The 23,737-nt window shown below is 40.4% G+C and carries 27 protein-coding genes; 26 read left to right on the forward strand and 1 reads right to left on the reverse strand.

Translation table 11 applies throughout. The features are described 5' to 3' along the window. The first annotated feature begins 107 nt into the window (after nucleotides 1–107). Nucleotides 108–1,103 carry a YpdA family putative bacillithiol disulfide reductase gene (locus tag FLK61_RS08825; protein WP_176009103.1) on the forward strand — a complete coding sequence of 332 codons (996 nt, stop codon included), beginning with the start codon at nucleotides 108–110 and terminating at the stop codon, nucleotides 1,101–1,103. A 50-nt stretch (nucleotides 1,104–1,153) separates the two neighbouring features. Here FLK61_RS08825 and FLK61_RS08830 read toward each other — a convergent pair whose 3' ends face one another. After that, a complete protein-coding gene (locus FLK61_RS08830; protein WP_176009104.1) occupies nucleotides 1,154–2,116 on the reverse strand; it encodes an asparaginase in 963 nt (320 codons plus the stop codon). Between the two features lie 95 nt (nucleotides 2,117–2,211). On the opposite strand from FLK61_RS08830, the gene prsW reads away from it, so the two are divergent. The 25 genes from prsW to hepT all read left to right on the forward strand — a co-directional run bounded on the left by prsW (nucleotide 2,212) and on the right by hepT (nucleotide 23,729). Further along, nucleotides 2,212–2,859 carry a glutamic-type intramembrane protease PrsW gene (prsW, locus tag FLK61_RS08835; protein WP_176009105.1) on the forward strand — a complete coding sequence of 216 codons (648 nt, stop codon included), beginning with the start codon at nucleotides 2,212–2,214 and terminating at the stop codon, nucleotides 2,857–2,859. A 52-nt stretch (nucleotides 2,860–2,911) separates the two neighbouring features. Beyond that, nucleotides 2,912–3,082, forward strand: a complete 171-nt coding sequence (locus FLK61_RS08840; RefSeq protein ID WP_176009106.1) for a hypothetical protein — start codon at nucleotides 2,912–2,914, stop codon at nucleotides 3,080–3,082. Between the two features lie 314 nt (nucleotides 3,083–3,396). After that, nucleotides 3,397–4,398: a spore cortex-lytic enzyme gene (sleB, locus tag FLK61_RS08845; protein WP_176009107.1), complete on the forward strand. Its 1,002-nt coding sequence runs from the start codon at nucleotides 3,397–3,399 to the stop codon at nucleotides 4,396–4,398. Between the two features lie 15 nt (nucleotides 4,399–4,413). Continuing rightward, on the forward strand, nucleotides 4,414–5,715 hold the full coding sequence (ypeB, locus tag FLK61_RS08850; RefSeq protein WP_283811901.1) for a germination protein YpeB: 1,302 nt from the start codon (nucleotides 4,414–4,416) through the stop codon (nucleotides 5,713–5,715). Between the two features lie 146 nt (nucleotides 5,716–5,861). After that, nucleotides 5,862–6,512 (forward strand): flagellar brake protein, encoded by a 651-nt coding sequence (locus FLK61_RS08855; protein WP_176009109.1) that lies wholly within the window; start codon nucleotides 5,862–5,864, stop codon nucleotides 6,510–6,512. 91 nt (nucleotides 6,513–6,603) lie between these two features. After that, the gene (gene cmk, locus FLK61_RS08860) at nucleotides 6,604–7,284 is read left to right on the forward strand and encodes a (d)CMP kinase (protein WP_176009110.1); all 681 of its coding nucleotides are present in this window, start codon (nucleotides 6,604–6,606) and stop codon (nucleotides 7,282–7,284) included. Further along, nucleotides 7,281–7,865, forward strand: coding sequence for a lysophospholipid acyltransferase family protein (locus tag FLK61_RS08865; protein ID WP_176009111.1), 585 nt, complete (start codon nucleotides 7,281–7,283; stop codon nucleotides 7,863–7,865). Before cmk ends, FLK61_RS08865 begins: the two co-directional genes overlap by 4 nt. Nucleotides 7,866–7,951: 86 nt before the next feature. Continuing rightward, nucleotides 7,952–9,109 carry a 30S ribosomal protein S1 gene (gene rpsA, locus FLK61_RS08870; protein ID WP_176009112.1) on the forward strand — a complete coding sequence of 386 codons (1,158 nt, stop codon included), beginning with the start codon at nucleotides 7,952–7,954 and terminating at the stop codon, nucleotides 9,107–9,109. Nucleotides 9,110–9,191: 82 nt separating this feature from the next. Beyond that, nucleotides 9,192–10,235 (forward strand): type 2 isopentenyl-diphosphate Delta-isomerase, encoded by a 1,044-nt coding sequence (gene fni, locus FLK61_RS08875; protein WP_176009113.1) that lies wholly within the window; start codon nucleotides 9,192–9,194, stop codon nucleotides 10,233–10,235. A 416-nt stretch (nucleotides 10,236–10,651) separates the two neighbouring features. Then, complete coding sequence (locus tag FLK61_RS08880; protein WP_176009114.1) at nucleotides 10,652–10,870, forward strand: hypothetical protein; 219 nt, start codon at nucleotides 10,652–10,654, stop codon at nucleotides 10,868–10,870. An 84-nt stretch (nucleotides 10,871–10,954) separates the two neighbouring features. Beyond that, on the forward strand, nucleotides 10,955–12,271 hold the full coding sequence (der, locus tag FLK61_RS08885; protein ID WP_176009115.1) for a ribosome biogenesis GTPase Der: 1,317 nt from the start codon (nucleotides 10,955–10,957) through the stop codon (nucleotides 12,269–12,271). Nucleotides 12,272–12,288: 17 nt separating this feature from the next. Beyond that, a complete protein-coding gene (plsY, locus tag FLK61_RS08890) occupies nucleotides 12,289–12,891 on the forward strand; it encodes a glycerol-3-phosphate 1-O-acyltransferase PlsY (RefSeq protein WP_176009116.1) in 603 nt (200 codons plus the stop codon). 15 nt (nucleotides 12,892–12,906) lie between these two features. After that, nucleotides 12,907–13,971, forward strand: coding sequence for an NAD(P)H-dependent glycerol-3-phosphate dehydrogenase (locus FLK61_RS08895; RefSeq protein WP_176009117.1), 1,065 nt, complete (start codon nucleotides 12,907–12,909; stop codon nucleotides 13,969–13,971). Nucleotides 13,972–14,026: 55 nt separating this feature from the next. Then, nucleotides 14,027–14,287, forward strand: coding sequence for a stage VI sporulation protein F (locus FLK61_RS08900; RefSeq protein ID WP_176009118.1), 261 nt, complete (start codon nucleotides 14,027–14,029; stop codon nucleotides 14,285–14,287). Nucleotides 14,288–14,441: 154 nt separating this feature from the next. Continuing rightward, on the forward strand, nucleotides 14,442–14,645 hold the full coding sequence (locus tag FLK61_RS08905) for a DUF2768 domain-containing protein (RefSeq protein WP_176009119.1): 204 nt from the start codon (nucleotides 14,442–14,444) through the stop codon (nucleotides 14,643–14,645). Nucleotides 14,646–14,667: 22 nt separating this feature from the next. Beyond that, nucleotides 14,668–15,399, forward strand: a complete 732-nt coding sequence (locus FLK61_RS08910) for a hypothetical protein (RefSeq protein ID WP_249777707.1) — start codon at nucleotides 14,668–14,670, stop codon at nucleotides 15,397–15,399. Nucleotides 15,400–15,546: 147 nt separating this feature from the next. Next, complete coding sequence (gene spoIVA / locus FLK61_RS08915) at nucleotides 15,547–17,025, forward strand: stage IV sporulation protein A (RefSeq protein ID WP_176009120.1); 1,479 nt, start codon at nucleotides 15,547–15,549, stop codon at nucleotides 17,023–17,025. A 902-nt stretch (nucleotides 17,026–17,927) separates the two neighbouring features. Next, nucleotides 17,928–18,200, forward strand: coding sequence for an HU family DNA-binding protein (locus tag FLK61_RS08920; protein ID WP_176009121.1), 273 nt, complete (start codon nucleotides 17,928–17,930; stop codon nucleotides 18,198–18,200). 217 nt (nucleotides 18,201–18,417) lie between these two features. After that, on the forward strand, nucleotides 18,418–18,984 hold the full coding sequence (gene folE / locus FLK61_RS08925; protein WP_176009122.1) for a GTP cyclohydrolase I FolE: 567 nt from the start codon (nucleotides 18,418–18,420) through the stop codon (nucleotides 18,982–18,984). Between the two features lie 22 nt (nucleotides 18,985–19,006). Beyond that, on the forward strand, nucleotides 19,007–19,225 hold the full coding sequence (gene mtrB, locus FLK61_RS08930) for a trp RNA-binding attenuation protein MtrB (protein ID WP_176009123.1): 219 nt from the start codon (nucleotides 19,007–19,009) through the stop codon (nucleotides 19,223–19,225). Between the two features lie 291 nt (nucleotides 19,226–19,516). After that, nucleotides 19,517–20,308, forward strand: a complete 792-nt coding sequence (locus tag FLK61_RS08935) for a heptaprenyl diphosphate synthase component 1 (RefSeq protein ID WP_176009124.1) — start codon at nucleotides 19,517–19,519, stop codon at nucleotides 20,306–20,308. After that, nucleotides 20,295–20,996: a demethylmenaquinone methyltransferase gene (locus FLK61_RS08940; RefSeq protein ID WP_176009125.1), complete on the forward strand. Its 702-nt coding sequence runs from the start codon at nucleotides 20,295–20,297 to the stop codon at nucleotides 20,994–20,996. The genes FLK61_RS08935 and FLK61_RS08940 overlap by 14 nt, the downstream gene beginning before the upstream one ends. A 16-nt stretch (nucleotides 20,997–21,012) precedes the next feature. Beyond that, nucleotides 21,013–21,876: a UbiA-like polyprenyltransferase gene (locus FLK61_RS08945; protein ID WP_176009126.1), complete on the forward strand. Its 864-nt coding sequence runs from the start codon at nucleotides 21,013–21,015 to the stop codon at nucleotides 21,874–21,876. Nucleotides 21,877–21,894: 18 nt separating this feature from the next. Further along, nucleotides 21,895–22,746, forward strand: coding sequence for a menaquinone biosynthetic enzyme MqnA/MqnD family protein (locus FLK61_RS08950; RefSeq protein ID WP_176009127.1), 852 nt, complete (start codon nucleotides 21,895–21,897; stop codon nucleotides 22,744–22,746). A 14-nt stretch (nucleotides 22,747–22,760) separates the two neighbouring features. Beyond that, a complete protein-coding gene (gene hepT / locus FLK61_RS08955; RefSeq protein WP_176009128.1) occupies nucleotides 22,761–23,729 on the forward strand; it encodes a heptaprenyl diphosphate synthase component II in 969 nt (322 codons plus the stop codon). The last annotated feature ends 8 nt before the right edge of the window (nucleotides 23,730–23,737 follow it).

Consider the following 23,737-nt stretch of genomic DNA (forward strand, 5'->3'; position numbering starts at 1 on the left):
TTATCTAGGCATGGATAAGGGTGATAAGCCCTATCCGTGCCTATTTTTGATACATGTAGTAAACTAATAAGAGCTAGTTTTGATTGAAGATGAGGTGATGAAAGAAGATGGTACAGCAAGAACAAGTCATCGTGATTGGCGGAGGACCCTGCGGGTTATCAGCAGCCATTGAATTAATGGATAGGGGAATGAGCCCTCTCGTTATTGAGAAAGGCAATATTGTACACGCGATTTACAAGTATCCGACTCACCAGCAGTTTTTTAGTACGAGTGAAAAGCTAGCCATTGGTGGCGTGCCATTTTATAGCACAGAAAGAAAACCGAAGCGTAATGAGGCGCTTGTGTATTATCGGAAGGTCGCCGAGGAGAAAAATGTTCGCGTGAATAGCTACGAAGAAGTGCAATCTGTCACAAAGTACGGAAACGTATTTACAGTTGAAACGGTAAAAAAGGGGTACGTGTACCAGTATTCCGCACAAGCAGTTGTCATAGCGACAGGCTATTATGATTCTGCCAACTACATGAATATCCCTGGAGAAGAGTTACCACATGTGTTGCATTACTTCCATGAAGGGCACGCTTATTTTAAACAGGATGTCGTTGTGATAGGTGGCAAAAATTCAGCGGTTGATGCGGCGCTAGAGCTTGATAAAGCAGGTGCTCGCGTTACCGTACTTTACAGAGGAGCTATCTACTCCCCAAGCATTAAGCCTTGGATTTTACCTGAATTTGAATCACTGGTAAAGCACGGGAAGATCCGAATGGAGTTTGAAGCTACTCCTGTTTCTGTCGAAAAAGATCATGTCACATACAAGAAAGATGGAGAGACAAAAACGGTTGCCAGCGATTTTGTGTTTGCCATGACAGGATACCATCCCGACCATAATTTTATTAAAAAGATGGGCGTAGACGTAGATGAGGTATCTGGCCGTCCACTATTTAATGAAGAGACGATGGAAACGAACGTAGACAATATATTCATTGCGGGTGTACTAGCTGCAGGAAATAATGCGAATGAGATTTTTATCGAAAACGGACGCTTTCACGGAGAGCAAATAGCGAAGGCTCTGCAAGAAAGACTTGTGCAGACTCGTCAACATTAAGAATAACCCCTATTTAGAGCTTTGCCTGAGCAACTAAATAGGGGTTTTTTCTATCTATCAAAAAGCTGTTGAAGCTCTTTTAGGTTATTTGTTAGCTCCATCGCAACTAATAGCTTAATGCGAGCTTTTTGACCATTTAATCCGTTCGTAAATATGACTCCAGCTTCCTTGAGCTTTCTGCCTCCACCAGCATAGCCATAGACGTCCTGCACAATACCACTAAAGCATCTAGATACTAATACGACAGGAATGCCTCGACTAATGAGCTCCTCAATACCAGGGACGGTCTCAGGAGGTAAATTCCCTTGCCCAAGAGCTTCGATAATAACACCATCCACGTGACTTAAGCATCGTAGTACAGAAGAATCCATTCCAGCGTATGCTTTTAAGATAACAATATTTTTAGTTAAGGTAGAGGCGATATAATGTTCTCTTTTAACCGGCTGATGGTGAAAAATAATTCGTCCCTTCGTGACAATACCGATAGGGCCATACTGCGGACTTTGGAAAGTAGCGATGTTTGAAGCGTGTGTTTTTGTGACGTTTTTAGCCGCATGAATTTCATCATTTAACACAACTAAAACGCCTAAGCCGCGAGCTTGATCACTTAATGCGGTACGAATAGCAGCAATAAAATTATATGGACCATCTGAACCGAGTTCATTACTAGATCTCATAGCTCCTGTTACTACAATAGGATGATCTGTCTCGTGTAATAAATCAAGTAAGTAAGCCGTCTCTTCTAACGTATCTGTTCCATGAGTAATAACGACTCCATCATAGCCGTTTTGTAGCTCCTTTTTAATCTCGTTCGATAGTTGAAGCATAGTCTCAGGAGTCATGTGAGGGGATGGAATATTAAACATTGCCTTGTTGGTAAATGTTGCGCCATCAATCTCTGTCAGCATGGATTGTAGCGGATTTTCGTCCGTTGGCTTTACTTCACCAGTCGTTTTATCCTCGCTCATTGCGATCGTACCGCCAGTGTGAATAAGTAGAATAGATTTTGTCATCTCTTGTCATCCTCTCATGTGATAAACATTGCAAAAAGTGCAAACCTTTCTTAGTATGTAAGAAGTACCTACTTCAAAAAGGAAGGGCGTATTGTATGTTAACTATTATAACAGCAGCGATAGCTCCTGCAGTAGCATTATTGTCCTTCTTTTATTTGAAAGATGATTTTGAGCAGGAGCCTGTTTATTTAGTAGTACGTTCATTTATTTTCGGAGCCATATTAGTGTTCCCAATTCTCTTTATTCAATATGTACTATCCGTTGAAGCTCCAACTTCATCCGTCATTATTGATACATTTTTCTATGTCGCTTTTACAGAAGAATTTTTCAAGTGGTTTATTTTACTAATAACTATTTTCTTTCACGCTGAATTTAATCAGCGTTACGATGGAATTGTATATGCAACTGCTGTTGGATTAGGATTTGCATCCGTCGAAAATATCTTTTATATTGCTACTAATGGACTTGATACAGCTATTTTTCGTGCAATATTCCCTGTAACAAGCCATGCTCTGTTTGGAGTAGTAATGGGGTATTATTTTGGCTTAGCAAAATTTCACGCTAAAAGACGTATTTTCTATCTGGCATTAGCCTTTATTATTCCTTATCTTTTACATAGTTCCTATAATTTTATTTTAGTCAGTGTGAATCGTTGGATTTATTTGCTCGTACCCTTTATGATTTTCTTATGGATCTTTGCTATGAGGAAAGTGAAGAAAGCAAATGCGCACCTAATGTATTAACATCACGACAAGACATCTAAACAGTACGTATCACTTAAAGGAGGAATTTTACATGCAAACAACTTCGAACAATCGTTATAAAGTCACGATTAGGTGCAACGAATGCGGAGAAAAATATATCTTAAGAGGACGGCCTAATGAAGAGGGCGGTTTTGATACAGGCTTTAAAAAATGTGTTTGTGGAAATGAAACAAATTTAGATTTAGATATTTCTCCGGAGTAGTTGCAAGTAAATAAGATGACTCGAACATGAGAATTTTTATATGGAGTAGCCAATAAATGACATATTGGCTACTCTTTTTTATGAGGTCGATTAGGAAAGTGGTTGCGGGAGTTGAGGAAGCTCGCATAATGGTAACGCAAAAGCGCGGAAGTGGCTCTCGATTGGTTATATCAGAAAAACCGCACGAATCGGAAGCCGAACCGCGCGAACTAAAAATGAATTATACAAAAAAACAAGCTTACTAACGAAACGACGGTATTTCCATTAACATCCTTCATATTCAGCTACCAACTGTCCACACTAACGGTATGAACATGAAGAATGGAGGTCAAAGGATGAAAGTCTTACTGAGTACGATCGTATTTATTAGTTTATTACTTGTTGGAAGTACGCAAGCTTTTGCTTTCTCTGATCAGGTCATTCAACAAGGAGCAACTGGCGATGATGTTGTAGAGCTCCAAGCAAGAATGCAGTATAACGGGTACTATGATGGTGTTATTGATGGAGTTTTTGGATGGGATACGTATTGGTCCGTCAAAAACTTTCAAGAGCAGTTTGGACTTGAGGTAGATGGACTAGTCGGTGAAAAAATGAAGGATATGCTTGTAAAAGCAACTGACTATGACGAAGCATTCGTTAAAAAGAGTCTTGAAGAAGGAAGAAGATTTACTCATTACGGAACCACTCCAAAAGAAATCCAAAAAGGTCCGAAAGGTAGCGCGGATCAATCAAAAGAATCTACTCGTAACCAAGAGACAAAACAGCCCGAGGAATCACCGCAGACTCCAAGTGATGCTCCACAAACTCCTCCACAAGCACCCGAACCCCCAGACTCCCCAGAGGAATCGCAAGCTAATCCTCCAAACGAGCAGCCAATCGAAGAAGCCGAGCCAGCGCCAGAAGACTCCCCAGAACCAGCTGAACCAGATGTCGGAGCAGCTAGACAAACTCCAAGAGGCTATACAGAAAATGATATTCGAATGATGGCTCAAGCTGTTTATGGCGAAGCAAGAGGTGAACCGTATGTCGGGCAAGTAGCTGTGGCAGCGGTAATCTTAAATCGAGTTAATAGCCCTATTTTCCCTGACTCAGTTAATGGCGTTATATTTGAACCGAGAGCATTTACGGCAGTAGCTGATGGTCAAATTTGGCTGGAGCCTAATCAGCAATCGAGAAATGCTGTTATTGATGCGATAAATGGGCAGGATCCGACGGGAAATGCTATTTATTACTTTAACCCAGATACTGCTACATCAGGTTGGATTTGGACTCGTCCACAAATTAAACGAATCGGTAAACATATTTTCTGTCACTAGAAAGGAGTGAGAGTAATGGTTCGCACGGTAATAATAGGAATACTTAGCGTGGCTTTAATATATGCTGTCATTATAGGTGTACAAGCTGAGGATGCAAGAGCTGGAATGGCAGAACGAGCTGAAACAGGCTACCAACGAGCATTTCACGATTTAGCCTATCAGGTAGATAGACTCCATGATGAGCTAGGCACAGCTGTCGTCTCCAATTCGAAGGATCAGCTGTCGCCATCTCTTGCCAGGGTATGGAATATCGCGACGGAGGCTAAGGATGATTTAGCGCAGTTACCGACAAGAGCTTTACCATATCACGATATGGAGGCATATTTAACAGACGTCTCCACATTCGCTTATCAACATGCGGTGCACGATCAGGATAATAAGGAACTGTCGGATGAGAGTACAGAAGCACTTGAGTCGTATTATCAAAAGTCAAAAATACTTCAAGAGGACTTAAGAAGTATGCAATCGGAGGTGCTTCAGTCTGAGCTACACTTTTTAAACGCCGCCGAAGAAACAGACGAAGAAATAAGCGGTGGATTTAAAAATATTCATCAGCACTTGCAAGTCGATGAATCTGAAAAGCAAGTTGCAGGGGCTCTTGACGAAGAAATAAGTAAACACTTAACGGGGGAGGAGGTCACAGACAGAGAGGCAGTTAAAATCGCCAGAAAACTGCTTCAACGAGACGAGCTTAGACCTCAGTCTATTGAAGAAACAATGGATGGACTAGCATATTCGGCATATTCACTTACTCTAGAAGAGGATGGTGGGACGATTATGATGGATGTCACAAAAGTTGGTGGTCACCCTCTCTGGATGATTGATCAGCGTGAAATTGGTGAAACGTCGTTTAGCTTACATGAAGGACAAAAAACCGCTTCAGAATTCGCTCAACGTGCAGGCTTTAAGGATGTGGAAGTGGTGGCAAGTAACCAATATGAGAACAAAGGTTACTACACGTTTGTTCCTGTTAGAGATGATGTTAGATACTATGATGAACAAGTTGTAGTAGAAGTAGGTCTCGATACAAATGAACTTGTAGCCTTTGAGGCACTTCCTTATTATGCTCACGCGAAAGAAGCGGTTGATGTAAAGCCTGTATTATCAGAAGCTGAGGCGGTTAAAAAATTACAACCAAACGTAGAGGTTCGTGAGACAAATGAAGCTGTTATCGAAAATGAGCTAGGAGAAGTCGTGAGGTGTTACGAATTTATCGTCACTTCAAATGGAGAGACATACCGAATGTTCATAAATGCGGAGACTGGTCAAGAAGAACGCGTGGAAATGATGGGTAAACCAGACCCTATTTATAAATAAAGAGTGAATGCAGGCGACTTTTAACCAAAAGTCGCCTGTTTCCTGTTAAAAGTGAATACAATTTTCGTCTTGACGTATGTTTTAGAAGTAAACATAATGTAGAAGAGATGCCAGGTCAATCGAGCTCTCAGGAAAGGAGTTTAAGGTTGATTAAAATAGGAAATGTTTTGCAGTTGGAAATGAGAGATGAAGAAGGATTAAAGAAATACAGGAGTAAACTGTTAGATCATGAAGCATCAAAGCTCTATATCGATTTCCCAGTATCTGAGGAGACAGAGAAGCCTAAATTCTTTCTTGAAGGTACTGCTTTCTCTATTACGACGGTAGGTGCAGATGGAGCCGTCTATTCATTCGAAACAGAAGTAATTGGGCGTGAGAAGCGCAATATGCCCATGCTTGTATTAAAGGATCCGGGTCGAGAAAATTACACGCGTACGCAACGACGAGAGTTTGTTCGTGTGGATTGCTTTTTAGACACTGCTGTCTATAGTTTTGATGGATCATTTAAACCTTTCACTTCTACTACTATAGATTTGAGTGCAGGTGGCTCTGCAATCACTCTTCCAAAAGATATTTCAATTAATAAGCATGATAAAGTGAAGCTTTGGCTTTCTCTACCATTTAGAGACAATCAAGCGGAGTACATCGAAGTTCATGCAGAAGCCATCCGTACATATGAGGAGCATGGGAGTTTAAAGGGCTCGTTCAAATTCGTTGATCTGATCGAAGGAACGAGACAAACAATCGTTAGGTATTGCTACGAGAGACAGCGCGAGCTTAAGAATAAGCTCCAATAAGAGGGAATAAATAGACCTTTTGGAGGATTGTGTGGTAGTATAGTATCTATAATTGTAAAATCAGAAATTCGTGCATGAGAGGGTTTACAAGATGGAAGTAAAAATTAATATTGCAATCGATGGGCCGGCTGGCGCTGGAAAGAGCACGGTAGCCAAAAAGCTTGCTCAGCGATTTAACTATGTGTACGTTGATACAGGAGCGATGTATCGAGCGATCACGTGGCTAGCTATTCAAACTAACACAGATTTTCATAACGAAGAAGAATTGTATGCACTACTTACAAGCACTTCTTTAAATATGAAAAATGGAGCTAACGGAGAACTTGTGTTACTTGTTAACAATAAAGAAGTAACAGAAGAAATTCGTTCTGCAGAAGTTACTGGAAACGTGTCCTATGTGGCAAAGCACCCAAAGATTCGACAGGAAATGGTACATAAACAGCAGGAGATAGCTGAATCAAAAGGTACTGTTATGGATGGTCGGGACATTGGAACAGCTGTTTTGCCTAAAGCAGAAGTAAAATTTTTCTTAACCGCTAGCGTGACAGAAAGAGCAAAACGTCGTCACGAGGAGCAGGTTAAAAAAGGAATGGACTCCGACTACGATACGCTCGTTAAAGATATAGCAAAACGAGATAAAATTGATTCGGAGAGGGAGGTTGCTCCTCTTAAAAAGGCAGAGGATGCTATGGAGGTTGATACAACTTCCATGTCTATTGATGAAGTTGTAGACTTCTTGTATCACGCGACAGTAAAGAGGGTTGGACAATGAAACTATATGCATTTGGACAGTTTATTTGTCGCACGTTTTTCCGACTATTTTTCCGTCCTAAAGTGATAGGGAAAGAAAACATTCCAAGTGATAAGGGTGTCTTACTTTGTAGCAATCATATTCACTACTTAGATCCTCCATTTGTTGGTGCATTTTTAAAAAGACAAACGAGGTTTATGGCAAAAGCAGAGCTATTCACGTTGCCGATCTTAAAAACACTTCTCCCTAAATTGGGTGCTTTTCCAATTAAACGCGGAGCAAGTGACAGACAAGCAATGCGTACTGGTTTAAAATTACTGCGAGATAATGATATGATTGGAGTGTTCCCTGAAGGAACAAGAAGTAAAGACGGTGTATTAAAGCCTGGTCTTGCTGGAGTTGGTTTTTTTGCACTTCGATCAGAGGCAGATGTTATCCCAGCAGCTATTATTGGATCTTACAAGCCTTTTTCAACACTTAAAGTCATCTATGGTAAGCCCGTTGATATGCAATCACTTCGTGAGGAAAAAAAATCCCCAGAAGAAGTGACAGTTGTAATCATGGGAGCAATACAGTCACTGCTAGACGAACACCGACATTAGGTATGAGCTCTCTCTAAGGGGGAGTTAAATATAAATAGTGTAGCTTTATGGCCCCGTTTATTCGGGATATAGGGAGGTAATTGTCAATGGTAGAAGAGATGAACAACGAAATGACAGAATTTGAATCACTTTCAGTAGGAGACCTTGTAAAAGGTACTATTGCGAAGGTGGAAGATAAGCAAGCGTATGTTAATGTAGGCTATAAAATCGATGGTGTCCTACCGATTAGCGAGCTTTCAAGTCTCCACGTTGAAACAATGTCCGACGCTCTCTCAGAAGGAGAAGAGCATGAATTTAAAGTGACAAAGCTTACAGAAGAAGAGCTAGTTCTATCAAAGAAAGCTGTTGTTGCAGAGAAAGCTTGGGAAGATATGCAAAAGCGCATTGACTCTGGAGAAGTTTTTGAAGCGACGGTAGCTGACGTTGTAAAGGGTGGATTAGTCGTCGATGTCGGCGTACGTGGATTCATTCCAGCATCTCTTGTCGAGAGACATTACGTCGAGGATTTTTCCGACTATAAAGGGAAGACATTGAGGTTAAAGGCAGTAGAGATGGATCGAGAGCGTAACAAACTTATTCTTTCTCAACGAGCTGTTTTAGATGCTGAAGCGTCAGAGAAAAAGAAAGAAACGTTAGCCGGTATTGCGGAAGGTGATGTTATCGAAGGCACTGTTCAACGATTAACAGACTTTGGCGCATTTGTTGATGTTGGTGGCGTTGACGGTCTTGTTCACATTTCACAAATGGCTCATCAGCACGTAGAATCACCATCTGATGTTGTTGCCGAAGGAGATAAAGTGAACGTGAAGGTTCTTTCTGTCGATCCTGACAACGAGAGGATTTCTCTGTCGATTAAAGATACTCTCCCTGGGCCATGGGAGACAGTAAAAGATCAAATTAAGCAAGATGATATTGTAGACGGTGTAGTAAAACGTCTTGTATCATTTGGGGCATTTGTTGAAGTAGCACCTGGCGTAGAAGGTCTTGTCCATATTTCACAAATTGCTAATCGTCATATCGCAACTGCCGGAGAAGTACTGACAGAAGGCGATGAAGTAAAAGCAAAAGTACTTGATGTGAATACGGAAGAAAAACGAATTTCATTAAGTATTCGAGCGTTAGATGAAGAAAAGCAACAAAAAATAGATAACCAACAAAAAGAAGCCTATAAAAAAGAAGACGACCACTCTGGTTTTTCTTTAGGTGATATGATTGGTGATCAATTAGACAAATACAAAAAATAAGCTAGCATAAAAAGGGCGTCATGACGAAGGGTGTCATGGCACCCTTTTTTTACATAACACGCTTTTAGAGAAGGTGACATCTATGAGTAGAGAAAAACGAAAGTTAGATCATATTGAACATGCCCTTAAGACTGGTCAAGCAGGAGATAATGGACTTGAGGACGTAAAGTTTGTTCATCAAAGCTTACCTAATAGCTCGGTAGAAGCAGTGGACTTGTCAACCTCACTAGCAACGCTCTCTTTCGATGCTCCATTTATGATAAATGCGATGACTGGTGGCGGTGGAACTGCTACGGAGGGAATTAATAGGCAGCTAGCTGAAATAGCAGCTCATTTTCATGTTCCAATTGCAGTTGGTTCGCAAATGGCAGCATTAAGAGACCCCGATCAAGAGCAATCCTTTAAAGTTGTGAGAGAATATAATAAAGAGGGTCTCGTTTTTGCTAACTTAGGTAGTGAAGCAACGGTTGAGCAAGCGAAACGAGCCTGTGATTTAATCAAAGCCGATCTTTTACAAATCCATATTAATACGGTCCAAGAGCTTGTCATGCCGGAAGGTGATAGAAGCTTTGATGGGGCATTAGAGCGAATCTCGCAAATACAAGAGGCGCTTCCTATTCCTGTCATGGTGAAGGAAGTAGGCTTTGGTATGAGCAAAGAAGCTGCTACGAAATTAGCACCAATTGTTGATGCGATCGATGTAGGTGGATATGGTGGCACAAATTTTTCGAAAATCGAAAACGCTAGAAGAGAAATGCCATATTCATTTTTCGATGATTGGGGGATTTCAACTGCCGCAAGCATTGTAGAAACACGTGAAGGGTTTTCAAAAGGTGTCTCGGCAACTGGTGGTATTCGTTCTGCTACAGAGATTGCTAAAAGTATCGCTCTTGGTGCTGATATGTGTGGAATGGCAGGATACGTTTTAAAGCTCCTCCAAAATGGTGGGCAAAAACATGCGATCCAAACATTATCACACATGCTTGAAGAGCTTACGTTTATTATGACGGCTTTAGGTGCAAGTGATGTAGGCGCCCTAAAACAAGTCCCTCTTGTGATTCAAGGTAATACGTATCATTGGTTATCTCAACGTGATTTACATCCAGAGAAATTTGCAAGACGCTAATAATGAAGATTATGTCACTCCCTTTTTGCCAATACTTTTAAGTAGGTAAAAGGGGAGTGATTTTTTTGAATGAGTATCTTTTATACGCATGGATATGCTGTTATCTGCTTTCGGTCTTCTACCCTCTAACGAGAAGGAAGGAAAAAAGACTCGTACTAGTCTGCATCGTAACAGGAGTATTTGTACCACTATTAGCTTTAGCTATCTTAAGCCTGAATGGTTTTATTCGTCTCATAAAGTTGAATCGAAAAGAGACTTTTTTAGCGTTTGTATTCGTGATGCTTTTTAGTATATATGTAATGGAAATTATTAGAAGACAGTATATTGCCCCGATGCTATTTATCGAGTCACCACTCATAACGTTCGCTTTACCTCTCCTTTTTTTGTTATTTTTACCTAAGGAGATTCTTCAGGTCATGATTCGTTTAAGCCCAAGCGTCGCTTTGGTAGGCTTAGTTGTTATTTATGGGATGCACATCTTTCATAGTTTACCTACTGAGCATTATTTCTTAACCATTTTTATGAGTAGTAACGCGTGCTTACTTCTTATAGAAAAGGGAGTAGAGGTAAGAGAAAGAATGCTCAAAAAACAAATTAACAGTCACTATTTAGAGCAATTAAAAAAGCAAGCGTGAATTGCCCTGTTTGAATCGTGATAACTCTGCTATAATAGGGAAGTTATGTCCGTTTATTTTTTATAAGGAAAGTGGGGAAATACTGTGAGAAAACCAGTATTAGCCATCGTTGGAAGACCAAATGTAGGAAAATCGACGATATTTAATCGAATTGCTGGCGCGAGAATCGCCATTGTTGAAGATAAGCCAGGTGTCACTAGAGACCGTATTTATAGCTCTGGTGAATGGCTACACCACACGTTTTTTGTTATTGATACGGGTGGTATTGAAATGAATGATGAACCTTTAATGGCTCAGATGAGAATGCAGGCTGAACTAGCGATAGATGAAGCAGATGTCATTTGCTTTGTTGTAAACGGTCGTGAGGGAATGACAGCTGCAGACGAAGAAGTAGCTCAAATGCTATTTAGATCTAAAAAACCTATCGTTGTTGCAGTAAATAAGATGGACGATCCGGGGATGCACGAAAAACTATACGAATTTTATAGTTTAGGTCTTGGTACACCACATCCTATTTCAGGATCTCATGGCTTAGGACTTGGGGATCTTTTAGATGAAGCAGCAGAGCATTTCCCTAAGCATGATGGAGATGGCTATGACGATGATACAATTAAAATGAGTTTAATTGGTCGACCTAACGTAGGTAAGTCCTCGTTAGTAAACGCTATTTTAGGCGAAGAACGCGTTATCGTAAGTAATATTCCAGGGACAACGCGTGATGCTATTGATACTCCGTTTACAAAAGACGAGCAGAATTATGTTGTGATTGATACTGCCGGCATGCGTAAGCGTGGTAAGGTATATGAATCTACAGAAAAATATAGTGTCCTTCGAGCTTTGCGCGCGATCGACCGCTCTGATGTCGTTCTTTTCGTTATTAACGGAGAAGAAGGAATTATTGAGCAGGACAAAAAGATCGCAGGTTACGCTCACGAAGCAGGACGAGCAGTTGTTATTGTCGTTAACAAATGGGATGTTGTGGAGAAGGATGATAAAACGATGCAACTCTTTGAGCAAAATATTCGTGAACACTTCCTCTTCTTAGATTATGCACCAGTTGTATTCCTATCGGCGTTAACGAAGCAAAAGCTACAAAACCTTTTACCAGTTGTAAAGGAAGTCAGCGAATCGCATAACCTACGTGTTCAAACAAACGTATTAAATGACGTTATTTTAGATGCGGTGACAATGAATCCAACACCAACGGATCATGGTGGTAGAAGACTTCGCATAAACTATGCTACACAGGTTTCGGTGGCACCACCAACGATCGTCTTGTTTGTTAACGATCCTGAGCTTATGCACTTCTCTTATAAGCGTTACTTAGAAAATAAAATTAGAGAAGCATTCGGCTTTGTAGGTACACCAATCCATATTATTGCACGTAAGAAAAGTGACTAGTTGTAGGGGGGACTAATATGGCTTTTTTCGTCATCATTCTGTCTTATTTAATTGGTTCTATAAGCTTTAGTTTTTTAATGGGACGATTACTTAGAAAACTTGATATTCGTGAGCACGGCAGCGGTAACGCTGGTGCCACGAATACTCTTCGTGTTTTAGGGGTTGGACCAGCTATCATTGTCCTATTACTTGACTGTGCAAAAGGTATAGTTGCTGTCGTAATAGGTTTACAAGTGTCAAATGGGGATCCGGTCATTGCAGGAGCATGTGGATTAGCTGCAGTATTAGGACATAACTGGCCTATCTTCCACGGCTTTAGAGGCGGTAAAGGTGTAGCAACTACAATTGGAGTACTAGCTACACTTGTTTTTTGGCCCGCGTTAATCGCAGGGACGATTGCTATCATTTCTATTATCATAACGCGCTTCGTATCACTCGGCTCTCTTCTCTTTATGGTAGGCACAACGATACTGACCGCTTCGACATTTTACTTATTTGACTATTCATTTACTACTGTTTACTTTCTGGTTATTCTGACTCTTTTATCCATTTGGAGACATCGCGAAAATATAAAGCGACTTCGTCAAGGAACAGAGAGTAAAGTAGGTCAAAAAGCTTAATAGGGGGAGATCGTCATGGGGAAAAAAATCTCAGTCTTAGGTTCAGGCAGTTGGGGAACAGCACTCTCAATGGTGTTGGCTGAAAATGGACATCATGTCTCATTATGGGGACGCAATGAGAAACAAATGAGTGAGATGCAAGCTACTCGTGAGAACAAACGATATTTACCGGGAGTCTTACTTGACGATACAATAGCTCTTACTTCTTCATTACAAGAAAGTATTACAGATGCTGACTATATTCTAGTCGTTGTTCCAACTAAAGCAATGCGCGACGTTTTATCTGATATTAATAAGCTCATGACAGCAACGTCTGTGTTTATTCATGCTAGTAAAGGAATAGAACCCGAGACTCACTACAGAATCTCGCAAATTATTGAAGAAGAAATAAGTGAAGAGAAGCGCGAGGGCGTTGTTGTTTTATCTGGACCGAGTCACGCAGAAGAAGTCTGTAAAAAGCAACCAACGACCGTGACATGCTCTTCTATACATATGAATATTGCAGAAGATGTACAGGATTTATTTATGAATCAGGCGTTCCGAGTATATACGAATACCGATTTAATTGGTGTTGAAATAGGTGGCTCTTTAAAGAATATTATTGCACTAGGCTCAGGTATGACAAGCGGGCTTGGGTTTGGTGATAATGCAAAAGCGGCACTCATGACTCGAGGACTAGCTGAGATAGCACGACTTGGTGTAAAACTTGGTGCGAATCCATTAACCTTTGCTGGTTTATCAGGATTAGGTGATCTAATTGTGACATGCACAAGCCAGCATAGCCGTAACTGGAGAGCTGGTAATATGCTTGGTAAGGGACTATCAGTAGAAGAAACGGAAAAAGAGCTTGGCATGGTTGTTGAGGGAATTCGAACAACGAAGGCTGCCTACCAGTTAGCAAAAGCAGTTGGAGTCGATATGCCGATCACAACAGAACTATATGAAGTACTTTTTAATGATAAATCTGTGGACGAAGCAGTGACGCGGTTAATGGGGCGTGTAAAAAAACGAGAAGTAGAGCATCTTCCACTAAGCTCAGCCTTTAGCCATCAAGATCCACTTAATCACTTCGAGCCATAGAACGTTTTTCGCTTCCTCGCATATAGTGACTCTATATCCGAATGGAGGCGAAACGATGACTCAGGATGGTTCATTTTTCGACAAGGTAAAGCAAAAGACGAATGTTTCACAGCAGGATTTATTCTCACTTGCGCAATCTGTTAATAATGTAGATTTAACAAATCCAGAGAATGTAAGGAAGTTAATTCACCAAGTAGCTGCTATGGCACAAGTAAAAGTAGATCCCAAAAAAGAGCAGGAGCTTATAAAAGCAATTACATCCAAGCAAATTCCACTCGATTTTTCTACGTTATCGTCTATTTTCCAAAAAAAATAGATGGTTTGACTGTCTCTATCGTTGATAGAGGCAGTCTTGCTTTTGTCTAACGAAAAAGCGTCACAATCCCGTCATAGGTAAGGCATGCACGCGCATACATAATGTGCTATAATTACGCAGAATTTATAAATAATCTCTTAAAGGAGGGGCATACATGTTTGTAGATCCATTGATGAAGATGTGGATATCATTCATTGCGATGGGATTAATGTTTGTCTCCGTTGCACTCACTATTTTTACAAAAGAAAAATTACGGGGATTTTTACGATACTCATTTTTAACAATTAGCTTTATCTGTATTATTGTATCTGGATTGATTGTTATTCTCGTCACATTTAGTGGTCCAGTACCAGAATAGTAAATAAAGGCAGGCGATCACGTTGAAACTAACTAGAGTCATGCTTCTAGGGATCGTAGCAGCATTGCTAAGTGGATGTTTGTACCCTCAGGAGGAAAGAACGCGTAATCAAGTCCCTTATGAGGATCAGCTTGTAGCTGTTGGGAATGCAGTTAATCAGTATCGAGAGAATAATTCTGGGCTACTTCCGATTGCAACAAGAGAAGCTGATACTCCTTTGTATAGGAAGTATCCAATTCAGTTTACGCAATTAGTTCCTATGTACATGCAAGAGGCACCCTCAAATTCGTTCGAAAATGGAGGGACGTTTCAGTACGTATTAGTTGATGTAGAAGAAGAACCTCAAGTGAAGCTCATTGATTTAAAAACAATCCGAACGATTCAAGAGGTTGAATCCGCAATCTTCCAATATAGAAGCCAAAATGATTATGCACCAGTAGCAGAGGTAATTGGCACAGAAATACTAAAGCTTGATTATGAAGCACTAGGCTTTCAAGAAGAGCCAACCGTGGACAGTCCGTTTCATCCCACGCACCAATTACCCCTTGTGTTAACAACAAGAGGTGATGTGGTGATTGATTACGGCCTAGACATACGTTTTTACGTAGATGAGTACGGCATAGGCGATTTCCAAGAAGGGGATGATCTGCGAGATCTATTAGTAGAGCACGCGCCATTCGTCCCAACCTACTCCCTTCCTCAGTCTATCGAAAATGGAGAGATTATTTTCCTAGAAGAAGGCGAAATAGGCTAAGAGACATCTCTTCATTAGTCTTTACTACTTTTTAGTAGTAAGGGCTTTTTTTTTGTGTCTCTAGAAGTTCGCATATTTAAAGGACAACTCCCATAGGATGTATGGAAGAATAAATTGGGCTTGACCCATTGGTAGGAGGAGTGGCATGTGATGAAAGTAGACTTATTTAAAGATATTGCCGAACGGACGGGTGGGGACATTTATTTAGGCGTTGTAGGAGCTGTCCGTACAGGGAAATCAACCTTTATAAAACGTTTTATGGAGCTCGTCGTTCTTCCGAATATAGATAATGAGGCAGATCGGACTCGGGCTCAGGATGAACTTCCTCAAAGTGCAGCCGGTCGTCAAATCATGACGACAGAGCCGAAATTTATTCCTAATCAAGCCGTCTCTATTTCTGTTGAAGAAGGTCTAGATGTAAACGTTCGAGTCGTCGATTGTGTAGGTTATGCAGTACCAGGTGCTACTGGATATGAGGATGAAAATGGTCCAAGAATGATTCATACACCTTGGTTTGATGATCCCATTCCTTTTCAAGAAGCAGCAGAAATTGGGACAAGAAAGGTCATTCAGGAGCACTCTACACTAGGTATTGTTGTGACAACTGATGGCACAATTGGAGAAATTCCAAGGGCTGATTATGAGACATCGGAGAACCAAGTGATAGAGGAATTAAAAGAAGTAGGAAAGCCGTTTGTTGTCTTAGTTAACTCCGTTAAACCAACTCATCCTGAAACAGAAAAGCTTCGAGCAAATCTAGAGGAAACGCATAATGTGCCTGTTTTAGCGATGAATATTGAAAGCATGACAGAGTACGATTTAATGAGTGTCATGAGAGAAGTACTATTCGAATTTCCTGTACATGAAGTCAATGTGCACCTGCCAAGCTGGGTTATGGTTCTACAAGATAATCACTGGCTAAAGGAAAGCTACGAGGAATCTATTCGCCAAACAATCGGTGAAATTAAACGACTTCGCGATGTTAATGATGTAGTTCAAGGATTTAATGGTCTTGAATACATTGAGCGAGCCACAATCGCCGGGATGGAAATGGGTAAAGGGATTGCGGAAATTGATCTAGAGGCTCCTGAAGACTTGTACGACCAAATTTTAATGGAAATAGTCGGGGTCGAAATTCGTGGGAAAGACCATTTATTATCGCTTATGCAGGAGCTATCCTTTGCCAAAACAGAGTATGATCAGGTGCGGGATGCGTTGCAAATGGTACGCCAAACAGGCTATGGTATTGCGGCACCAAGCTTAAGCGACATGAGCTTAGATGAACCTGAAATTATTCGTCAAGGATCAAGGTTTGGGGTTAGGTTAAAGGCTGTAGCACCATCAATTCATATGATTAAAGTAGATGTGGAATCCGAATTTGCTCCTATTATTGGTACTGAAAAGCAAAGTGAGGAGCTTGTGAGATATTTAATGCAAGACTTTGAGGACAATCCTTTATCTATTTGGAACTCTGATATTTTTGGTCGATCTCTAAATTCCATTGTGCGAGAAGGAATCTCAGCAAAACTTTCCTTGATGCCTGAAAATGCTCGTTACAAACTAAAAGAGACGCTAGAAAGAATTATCAATGAAGGGTCAGGTGGCTTGATTGCCATTATTTTATAACCGTGAGCTCGCAGAACTTCTGCGAGTTCTTTTAAATGTTGTGGGAACTATCTAACCTTTTTATTCATGGATAACTGTTCGTTATGGGTGCTGTCTTATATCGCTTGGATATTGAGGAGCGGGTTCAGCGAGCTATTAATAAGTATCGAGTTAACGGACGTAATCGAAAGGTAATGTGATGCAGCGCAATTTAGTTATTGTTCGCACGAATAAGCAATATAAATGCAATGGACCGTTTTAATGTATCACCCCCCCCCTCGGAATTAAGGTCCCCATTACAATGCTAGCAAAAAAGAAGGCAACTACTTAAAAAGCCTTTACCGTTCTTTACTAGCGCTTCTCTTAAAAGCCCTCCAGTTTGTTCATGTAAAGAGGCCAATTTAATATTGTTTCTGGTAGGTCAAAAAAATTATTTTTTTAAATCAAACTTTAAGAATGATTCAACATGAAAGAGAAAACTTGCAGTTGGAACATTTTAAATGTAGAATCAATTTCTATTAGATCAAACAGTGTCGACGTGAATGAAAGAACGTAATTCTAAAAAATTACTTTAGGTTCTGGTGTCACAATCTAAAGACTGTAATAAGTGAATATTACATGTATATATATACACATCGGAAGAGTGAAATCCATTCTAGTGGCTACCTCGCTTATTTTTTTTGGATAGCGTATTCGATAAGTAAAAGACACTAGTGAAGGCTTCATCTATGGTCTGAATGCTGTAAAATAAGGGTAATTCGTCATAAAAAAGCCATGAATTCCGTAAAAATTGTTGAATTTCTAAGCGCAATCGTTTAACATAAGCCTTGTTATCCCGTTGTTACGCGGTTTAACGTATAATTTTCTTCAGAATGTGTAACAAAGGAAATAACGGTTTTAATTTTTTGAGGGAGGTGAAACACATGAATAAAACAGAACTTATCAATGCGGTTGCTGAAAAGACTGAGCTTTCTAAGAAGGATGCTACTGGAGCTGTTGATGCAGTATTTGACATCATCACTGGTGCACTTCAAAAGAACGAAAAGGTTCAGCTAATCGGCTTCGGTAACTTCGAAGTACGTGAGCGTGCGGCTCGTAAAGGTCGTAACCCACAAACTGGTGAAGAAATCGAAATCCCAGCGAGCAATGTTCCTGCATTTAAGCCAGGTAAAGCCCTTAAGGATGCTGTAAAGTAATTTACATATAGGGCCTTAAGATTTCTCTGCTCTTCCAGCTTAGGCTGGGGGAGCTTTTTTATTGAAAAATGAAATTAAGACGCCTTAAATTTTTAAAGAAATATTTTTTTGAAAAATGCTTTTGTCATTTAAAGCGTATTTATTTGTTTTAAATAATTTGTATGTGCTAGAATCAATACACTACCAAGTTACTGAAAATGATTGGAGGCACTTACGAATGAGCAAAGTAGATCATGAAAAAATCCAGCAAGCAGTTACAATGATTTTAGAAGCAATTGGAGAGGACCCATCGAGAGAAGGGCTACATGACACTCCAAAACGAGTAGCACGAATGTATGAAGAGGTCTTCCAAGGACTTCATCAGGATCCTAAAGAACATTTCAAAACAGTGTTTGGCGAAGATCACGAGGAGCTAGTCCTTGTGAAAGATATTCCATTCCACTCTATGTGTGAGCATCATCTAGTTCCATTTTACGGAAAAGCACACATCGGGTATTTACCTCAGGGAGGACAAGTCACTGGGTTAAGTAAGCTTGCTCGTGCAGTTGAGGCTGTAACAAAACGCCCGCAGTTACAGGAGCGAATTACTTCCACTATTGCAGATTCTATGGTAGAAACATTAAATCCTCGCGGAGTTATTGTAATTGTAGAAGCGGAACACATGTGTATGACGATGCGTGGAGTTAAAAAGCCAGGGTCTATGACTGTAACCTCTGCTGTTAGAGGTGCATTTAAAGAAGACGAAGCAGCCCGTGCAGAAGTGCTAGCACTTATTCGAAACTAGTCTCACATAAAGGAGCATCGTTATGGCTGAATCTACAAACTATATCGTTATTAAAGCAAAAGAGGATGGGGTGAGCGTCATAGGACTCACTAGAGGGACAGACACACGATTTCACCATTCTGAGAAGCTTGATAAAAACGAAATGATGATTGCTCAGTTTACGGAGCATACATCCGCTATAAAGATCCGAGGTAATGCTACTGTGCAAACTGCACATGGCGTTATGGAGACGAACGATTAATTGAAAGATGCGTCTAAGCGAATCTGCTTACTGACGCATCTTTTTGTTTGACGATATATTTATCATATAAAAAAGCAGTTGTGTAAGGTTCAAGTAGAGCTACATAATCGAAGTATTTAAACAATTGGTGAAATAAGTGTTCCTTTTTTACCCTGTGAGAAGATGGTGGTAGAATAGGAATAAAGAGAGGTCAAAATTATGGCACCAAGCATTATCGTTGGAAAATAATTGTGCTATACTAGATAAGCGTGAAATTTAGCGAATTGTGTAGTGCAAAAAGTGGGGGACGAGATGATGACAGCGATTCATGATAACCAACAAGAAATTCAATCTATATACGCAGACTTTCATTCGCTTACTCGTCATTCCTATTTACATACGTATTTACCTTATCCAACTATTGATGACTATCAGGCGAAATTACTCCTATGTATTCTTCAAGAAAAAGGACTAAATCATAAGGATCGGCATACGCTAACTCTTGCGACACTTTTAGTGCAGGCTGCCATGAATATTCATGATAAAGTCAATTCCACAGAGCTTACTGACGACTTTTCTTGGAAGGATCGTCAGCTAACTGTGCTTGCAGGAGACTACTATAGTGCTCTCTACTATCATACGCTCTCTGGACGCTTAGAGTCGTACTTGCCGGTACTGTCCAATGCCATACAAGATATCAACGAAGCTAAAATGCGTATATATAAACGTATTGACCCTGAATACCTTCTTTATCACGATGTGGCGGTTATCAAAAGTGCGTTAGTTACGCAAATTTCCTTATATTTGGATGATAAAGCTCTGAGTAAAGCAGTGAGCGCATTGTTCTTTTATGAATCATTACTTAGAGAGAAGGATCGTCGAGCGTCGGATGAGAAGCCGACACTTGCTACATTAGCTTTGCCAAAAGAAAATCTTCAGCTCGAGAGATTAATTCATGATGCAAAAGAAGGTTTACTTTTAGAAATAGAGCAAGTTGGCACGAAGAGCGGAATGCCACTTCGATCTATGTATGATCAAGTCACCGAAGATTATCGGATACGTTTTTGGAATAGGAAAGAGGCGAACAGAAATGAGTCAATCTAAAGAAGAGCGCGTGCATGCGATCTTTCAATCCATATCACCAAGCTACGATAAAATGAATGCTATCATTAGCTTTCAAAGACACGTAGCATGGCGTAAAGATACCATGAAGCGAATGGCAGTAAAAGAAGGATCTAAAGCACTTGACGTGTGCTGTGGAACGGCCGATTGGACGATACAGCTTGGAGAAGCTGTTGGACCAAAGGGCGACGTAAAGGGGTTAGACTTCAGCCAAAATATGCTTGATGTTGGCGTTCATAAAATTGATGATAAAAAACTGTCCAATGTCGAGCTTTTGCACGGCAACGCGATGGAGCTTCCATTTGAGGATAACTCTTTTGACTATGTAACCATTGGTTTTGGTCTGCGGAATGTTCCTGACTACATGCAGGTATTGAAAGAAATGAGACGTGTAGTAAAAGACGATGGGCTAGTCGTGTGTTTAGAGACATCACAGCCAACAGCTCTTGGCTTTAAACAGCTATACTGGCTCTACTTTAAACGTATTATGCCATTGTTTGGGCGAGTGTTTGCGAAAAGCTACGAGGAATATTCGTGGCTTCAAGAATCAACAGAGGGCTTCCCGTCAAAAGAGGTTCTTAAAGAGATGTTTTTAGAAGCAGGCTTTAACGATGTAGCAATCAAGTCATACTCTGGTGGAGTTGCTGCTGCTCACTTCGCAACAAAATAGCCGGAGGTTTACTGAGATGAATAAACTAAAAATCTTTTTAGAAATGATCAAATTTGAGCATACAATATTTGCATTACCTTTTGCCTTTCTAGGAGCAATTCTTGGTAGTTACACGATTAATGGCGCCTTACCTAGTGCGATAGATTGGCTCTGGATTACTTTAGCAATGATTGGAGCTCGAACTGCAGCGATGTCCTTAAATCGTGTCATTGATGCAAAAATAGATGAAGCCAATCCTCGAACAGCGAATCGTGCGATACCTGCAGGATTGTTATCGAAGGCAGAGACGATCTTGTTTATCGTTTTATCTTTTGCACTTCTCTTTGTTGCAACATTCAATTTGAATATGTTAGCTGTGTATCTCCTACCAATAGCGGTATTTTTCCTCGTTATTTATTCGTATACAAAACGCTTTACATGGGCGTGTCACATTGTACTTGGTATCACGATTGCACTCGCACCTCTTGGTGGATGGGTTGCAGCAACTGGTGTGCTTACTGTAGAAGCGTTTGTTCTTTTCCTAGCAGTCGCAATGTGGACTGCTGGATTTGATATCATCTATGCGACGCAGGATGCTGATTACGATAAAGGAGCAAAGCTTTACTCCATTCCAAGTCACTTTGGAATTCCAAAAGCACTTAAAATAGCAAGAGGCTTTCACCTTGTAAGCTTTCTTGCGATGCTAACATTATCTGCGTTAACACCGCTTGGCATCATTTACCTCATTGGAGCACTGATTGCAGGTGGTATCATGATTTATGAGCACTCTTTAGTTAAACCTCATGATCTATCGAAGGTGAACGTAGCGTTCTTTACAATGAACGGTGTAATAAGTATAACGATTTTCTTATTTGCTTTAGGAGACATTCTGTTATTTTAGTAAAGGAGCTGGTGCCAAATGGGACTAGTAGTTGGAGAAATATCCTATACGAATATTCGACCGATGTTCCACTATTTAAATAGAGAGCGCTTAGCTTCTTTTTCATTTGTTCCTGCCATACCGGCAGAGTTAAATAAAAAAATGGCTGCTGGTATGATTGATGTTGGTGGAATAAGCTCTTTCGCATACGGTCAGAACATAGACGATTATCACGTGCTTGCTGATTTGTCTGTCTCTTCTTATCAGCAGGTAGGCTCCATTTTTCTATTTACTAAAAAAAAGCTAGAGGAGTTAGACGGCGAACCTATTGCTCTTACCTCAAGCTCTGCTACTTCTGTTCATCTGCTTAAAATTTTACTCAGACATTTTTATCGGGTCGAGCCACGCTTTTATACGCAGGATCCTGATTTTAATGAGATGATGGAGCGTGCATCTGCTTGCCTGTTAATTGGCGATGATGCCATTCGAGCTAAGTGGAACCACGAAGCAGAATATTTTTGCTATGACCTCGGCAAACTTTGGTATGAGCATACTGGTCTACCAATGACATACGCAGTTTTTGCTGTCAGAAAAGAAATGGCAGCTTTATACGAAGAATCGCTTGCTTCTTTATATGAGGGCTTTCACGAGAGTAAGCGTATGTGTAAAAGTAATCATTATCACGATTTAATTACATCGATTCAAAGAGAGCACGGTGGCACATTTACATTTTGGCAAAGCTATTTTGCAAAGTTAAATCATGATTTAACAAGTGATCATTTAGATGGCTTGCACATGTATTATGATCTTGCCTACCAATATGGCTATTTATCCAAACCAGTCAAAGAAATATCGGTCTGGAACCCAGTCTCTCCCTTTCATTCCGTTTAGCAAGGTGGACATTTATGAAACTCACGGATATATATTTACATTTACGTTCAGATATCGTAAAAATTGAAAATGAACTAGAATCCCATATTGATGCAGAACACCCAGACTTAAAAAGAGCATCTTCGCACCTGCTAAAAGCTGGCGGTAAACGAATTCGTCCTGTGTTTGTGTTACTGAGCGCTCAGTTTGGTAACTATGACTTGGATCAAATCAAGCAAGTAGCGATTCCGTTAGAGCTCATTCATATGGCCTCGCTCGTTCATGATGACGTCATTGATGATGCGGAGCTTAGGCGAGGGAAGCGCACGATTAAATCAAAGTGGGATAACCGCGTAGCGATGTATACAGGTGACTATATTTTCGCCAAAGCTATAGAGATCGCGTCAAGATCCAATAAACAAGGCGTGCATGATGTTCTATCAAAAGCTATGGTAGATATGTGTATCGGAGAAATTGAGCAAATTCGAGATCAGTTTAATTTGGACCAATCTTTACGCACATACCTACGTAGAATAAAGCGTAAAACGGCACTTCTTATCTCTGTAAGCTGTGATTTAGGCGCTAGGGTTGCCAATGTCGCTGATAAAGAGAGAGTAGCATTAAAGTGGTATGGCTATTATGTTGGTATGGCCTTTCAAATCACAGATGATATTCTTGATTTCGTTGGGACAGAAAAGCAGCTTGGTAAGCCTGCAGGAAGTGATTTAATTCAGGGCAATATCACACTTCCAGCTATTTATGCCATGGAACAGGATAATTGGATTAAGCACCATGTGACCTCTTACATGCAAGATCCAACGGGCGAATCTCCAATTAAAGAAGTTGTCAATCGCATTAAACATTCAGATGCCATTGATGCCGCGAATAAATTAAGTAATGATTATATAACAAAAGCCTTGGATTGCTTAGAACCATTAGAGGATATTCGAGCTAAACAAGCGTTATATGATATAGCGATATATATTCGCGACCGTAATTATTAATAGGAGGG

Source organism: Paenalkalicoccus suaedae, from assembly GCF_006965545.2.
In the GTDB taxonomy this organism is placed as follows: Bacteria; Bacillota; Bacilli; order Bacillales; family Salisediminibacteriaceae; genus Paenalkalicoccus; species Paenalkalicoccus suaedae.

Bases quoted from the DNA above. Each gene is read 5' to 3' on its own strand.
- FLK61_RS08825 (WP_176009103.1), top strand. From the start codon at position 108: ATGGTACAGCAAGAACAAGTCATCGTGATTGGCGGAGGACCCTGCGGG.
- FLK61_RS08830 (WP_176009104.1), bottom strand. From the start codon at position 2,116: ATGACAAAATCTATTCTACTTATTCACACTGGCGGTACGATCGCAATG.
- prsW (WP_176009105.1), top strand. From the start codon at position 2,212: ATGTTAACTATTATAACAGCAGCGATAGCTCCTGCAGTAGCATTATTG.
- FLK61_RS08840 (WP_176009106.1), top strand. From the start codon at position 2,912: ATGCAAACAACTTCGAACAATCGTTATAAAGTCACGATTAGGTGCAAC.
- sleB (WP_176009107.1), top strand. From the start codon at position 3,397: ATGAAGAATGGAGGTCAAAGGATGAAAGTCTTACTGAGTACGATCGTA.
- ypeB (WP_283811901.1), top strand. From the start codon at position 4,414: ATGGTTCGCACGGTAATAATAGGAATACTTAGCGTGGCTTTAATATAT.
- cmk (WP_176009110.1), top strand. From the start codon at position 6,604: ATGGAAGTAAAAATTAATATTGCAATCGATGGGCCGGCTGGCGCTGGA.
- FLK61_RS08865 (WP_176009111.1), top strand. From the start codon at position 7,281: ATGAAACTATATGCATTTGGACAGTTTATTTGTCGCACGTTTTTCCGA.
- rpsA (WP_176009112.1), top strand. From the start codon at position 7,952: ATGGTAGAAGAGATGAACAACGAAATGACAGAATTTGAATCACTTTCA.
- fni (WP_176009113.1), top strand. From the start codon at position 9,192: ATGAGTAGAGAAAAACGAAAGTTAGATCATATTGAACATGCCCTTAAG.
- FLK61_RS08880 (WP_176009114.1), top strand. From the start codon at position 10,652: ATGATTCGTTTAAGCCCAAGCGTCGCTTTGGTAGGCTTAGTTGTTATT.
- plsY (WP_176009116.1), top strand. From the start codon at position 12,289: ATGGCTTTTTTCGTCATCATTCTGTCTTATTTAATTGGTTCTATAAGC.
- FLK61_RS08895 (WP_176009117.1), top strand. From the start codon at position 12,907: ATGGGGAAAAAAATCTCAGTCTTAGGTTCAGGCAGTTGGGGAACAGCA.
- FLK61_RS08900 (WP_176009118.1), top strand. From the start codon at position 14,027: ATGACTCAGGATGGTTCATTTTTCGACAAGGTAAAGCAAAAGACGAAT.
- FLK61_RS08905 (WP_176009119.1), top strand. From the start codon at position 14,442: ATGTTTGTAGATCCATTGATGAAGATGTGGATATCATTCATTGCGATG.
- FLK61_RS08920 (WP_176009121.1), top strand. From the start codon at position 17,928: ATGAATAAAACAGAACTTATCAATGCGGTTGCTGAAAAGACTGAGCTT.
- folE (WP_176009122.1), top strand. From the start codon at position 18,418: ATGAGCAAAGTAGATCATGAAAAAATCCAGCAAGCAGTTACAATGATT.
- mtrB (WP_176009123.1), top strand. From the start codon at position 19,007: ATGGCTGAATCTACAAACTATATCGTTATTAAAGCAAAAGAGGATGGG.
- FLK61_RS08935 (WP_176009124.1), top strand. From the start codon at position 19,517: ATGATGACAGCGATTCATGATAACCAACAAGAAATTCAATCTATATAC.
- FLK61_RS08940 (WP_176009125.1), top strand. From the start codon at position 20,295: ATGAGTCAATCTAAAGAAGAGCGCGTGCATGCGATCTTTCAATCCATA.
- FLK61_RS08945 (WP_176009126.1), top strand. From the start codon at position 21,013: ATGAATAAACTAAAAATCTTTTTAGAAATGATCAAATTTGAGCATACA.
- FLK61_RS08950 (WP_176009127.1), top strand. From the start codon at position 21,895: ATGGGACTAGTAGTTGGAGAAATATCCTATACGAATATTCGACCGATG.
- hepT (WP_176009128.1), top strand. From the start codon at position 22,761: ATGAAACTCACGGATATATATTTACATTTACGTTCAGATATCGTAAAA.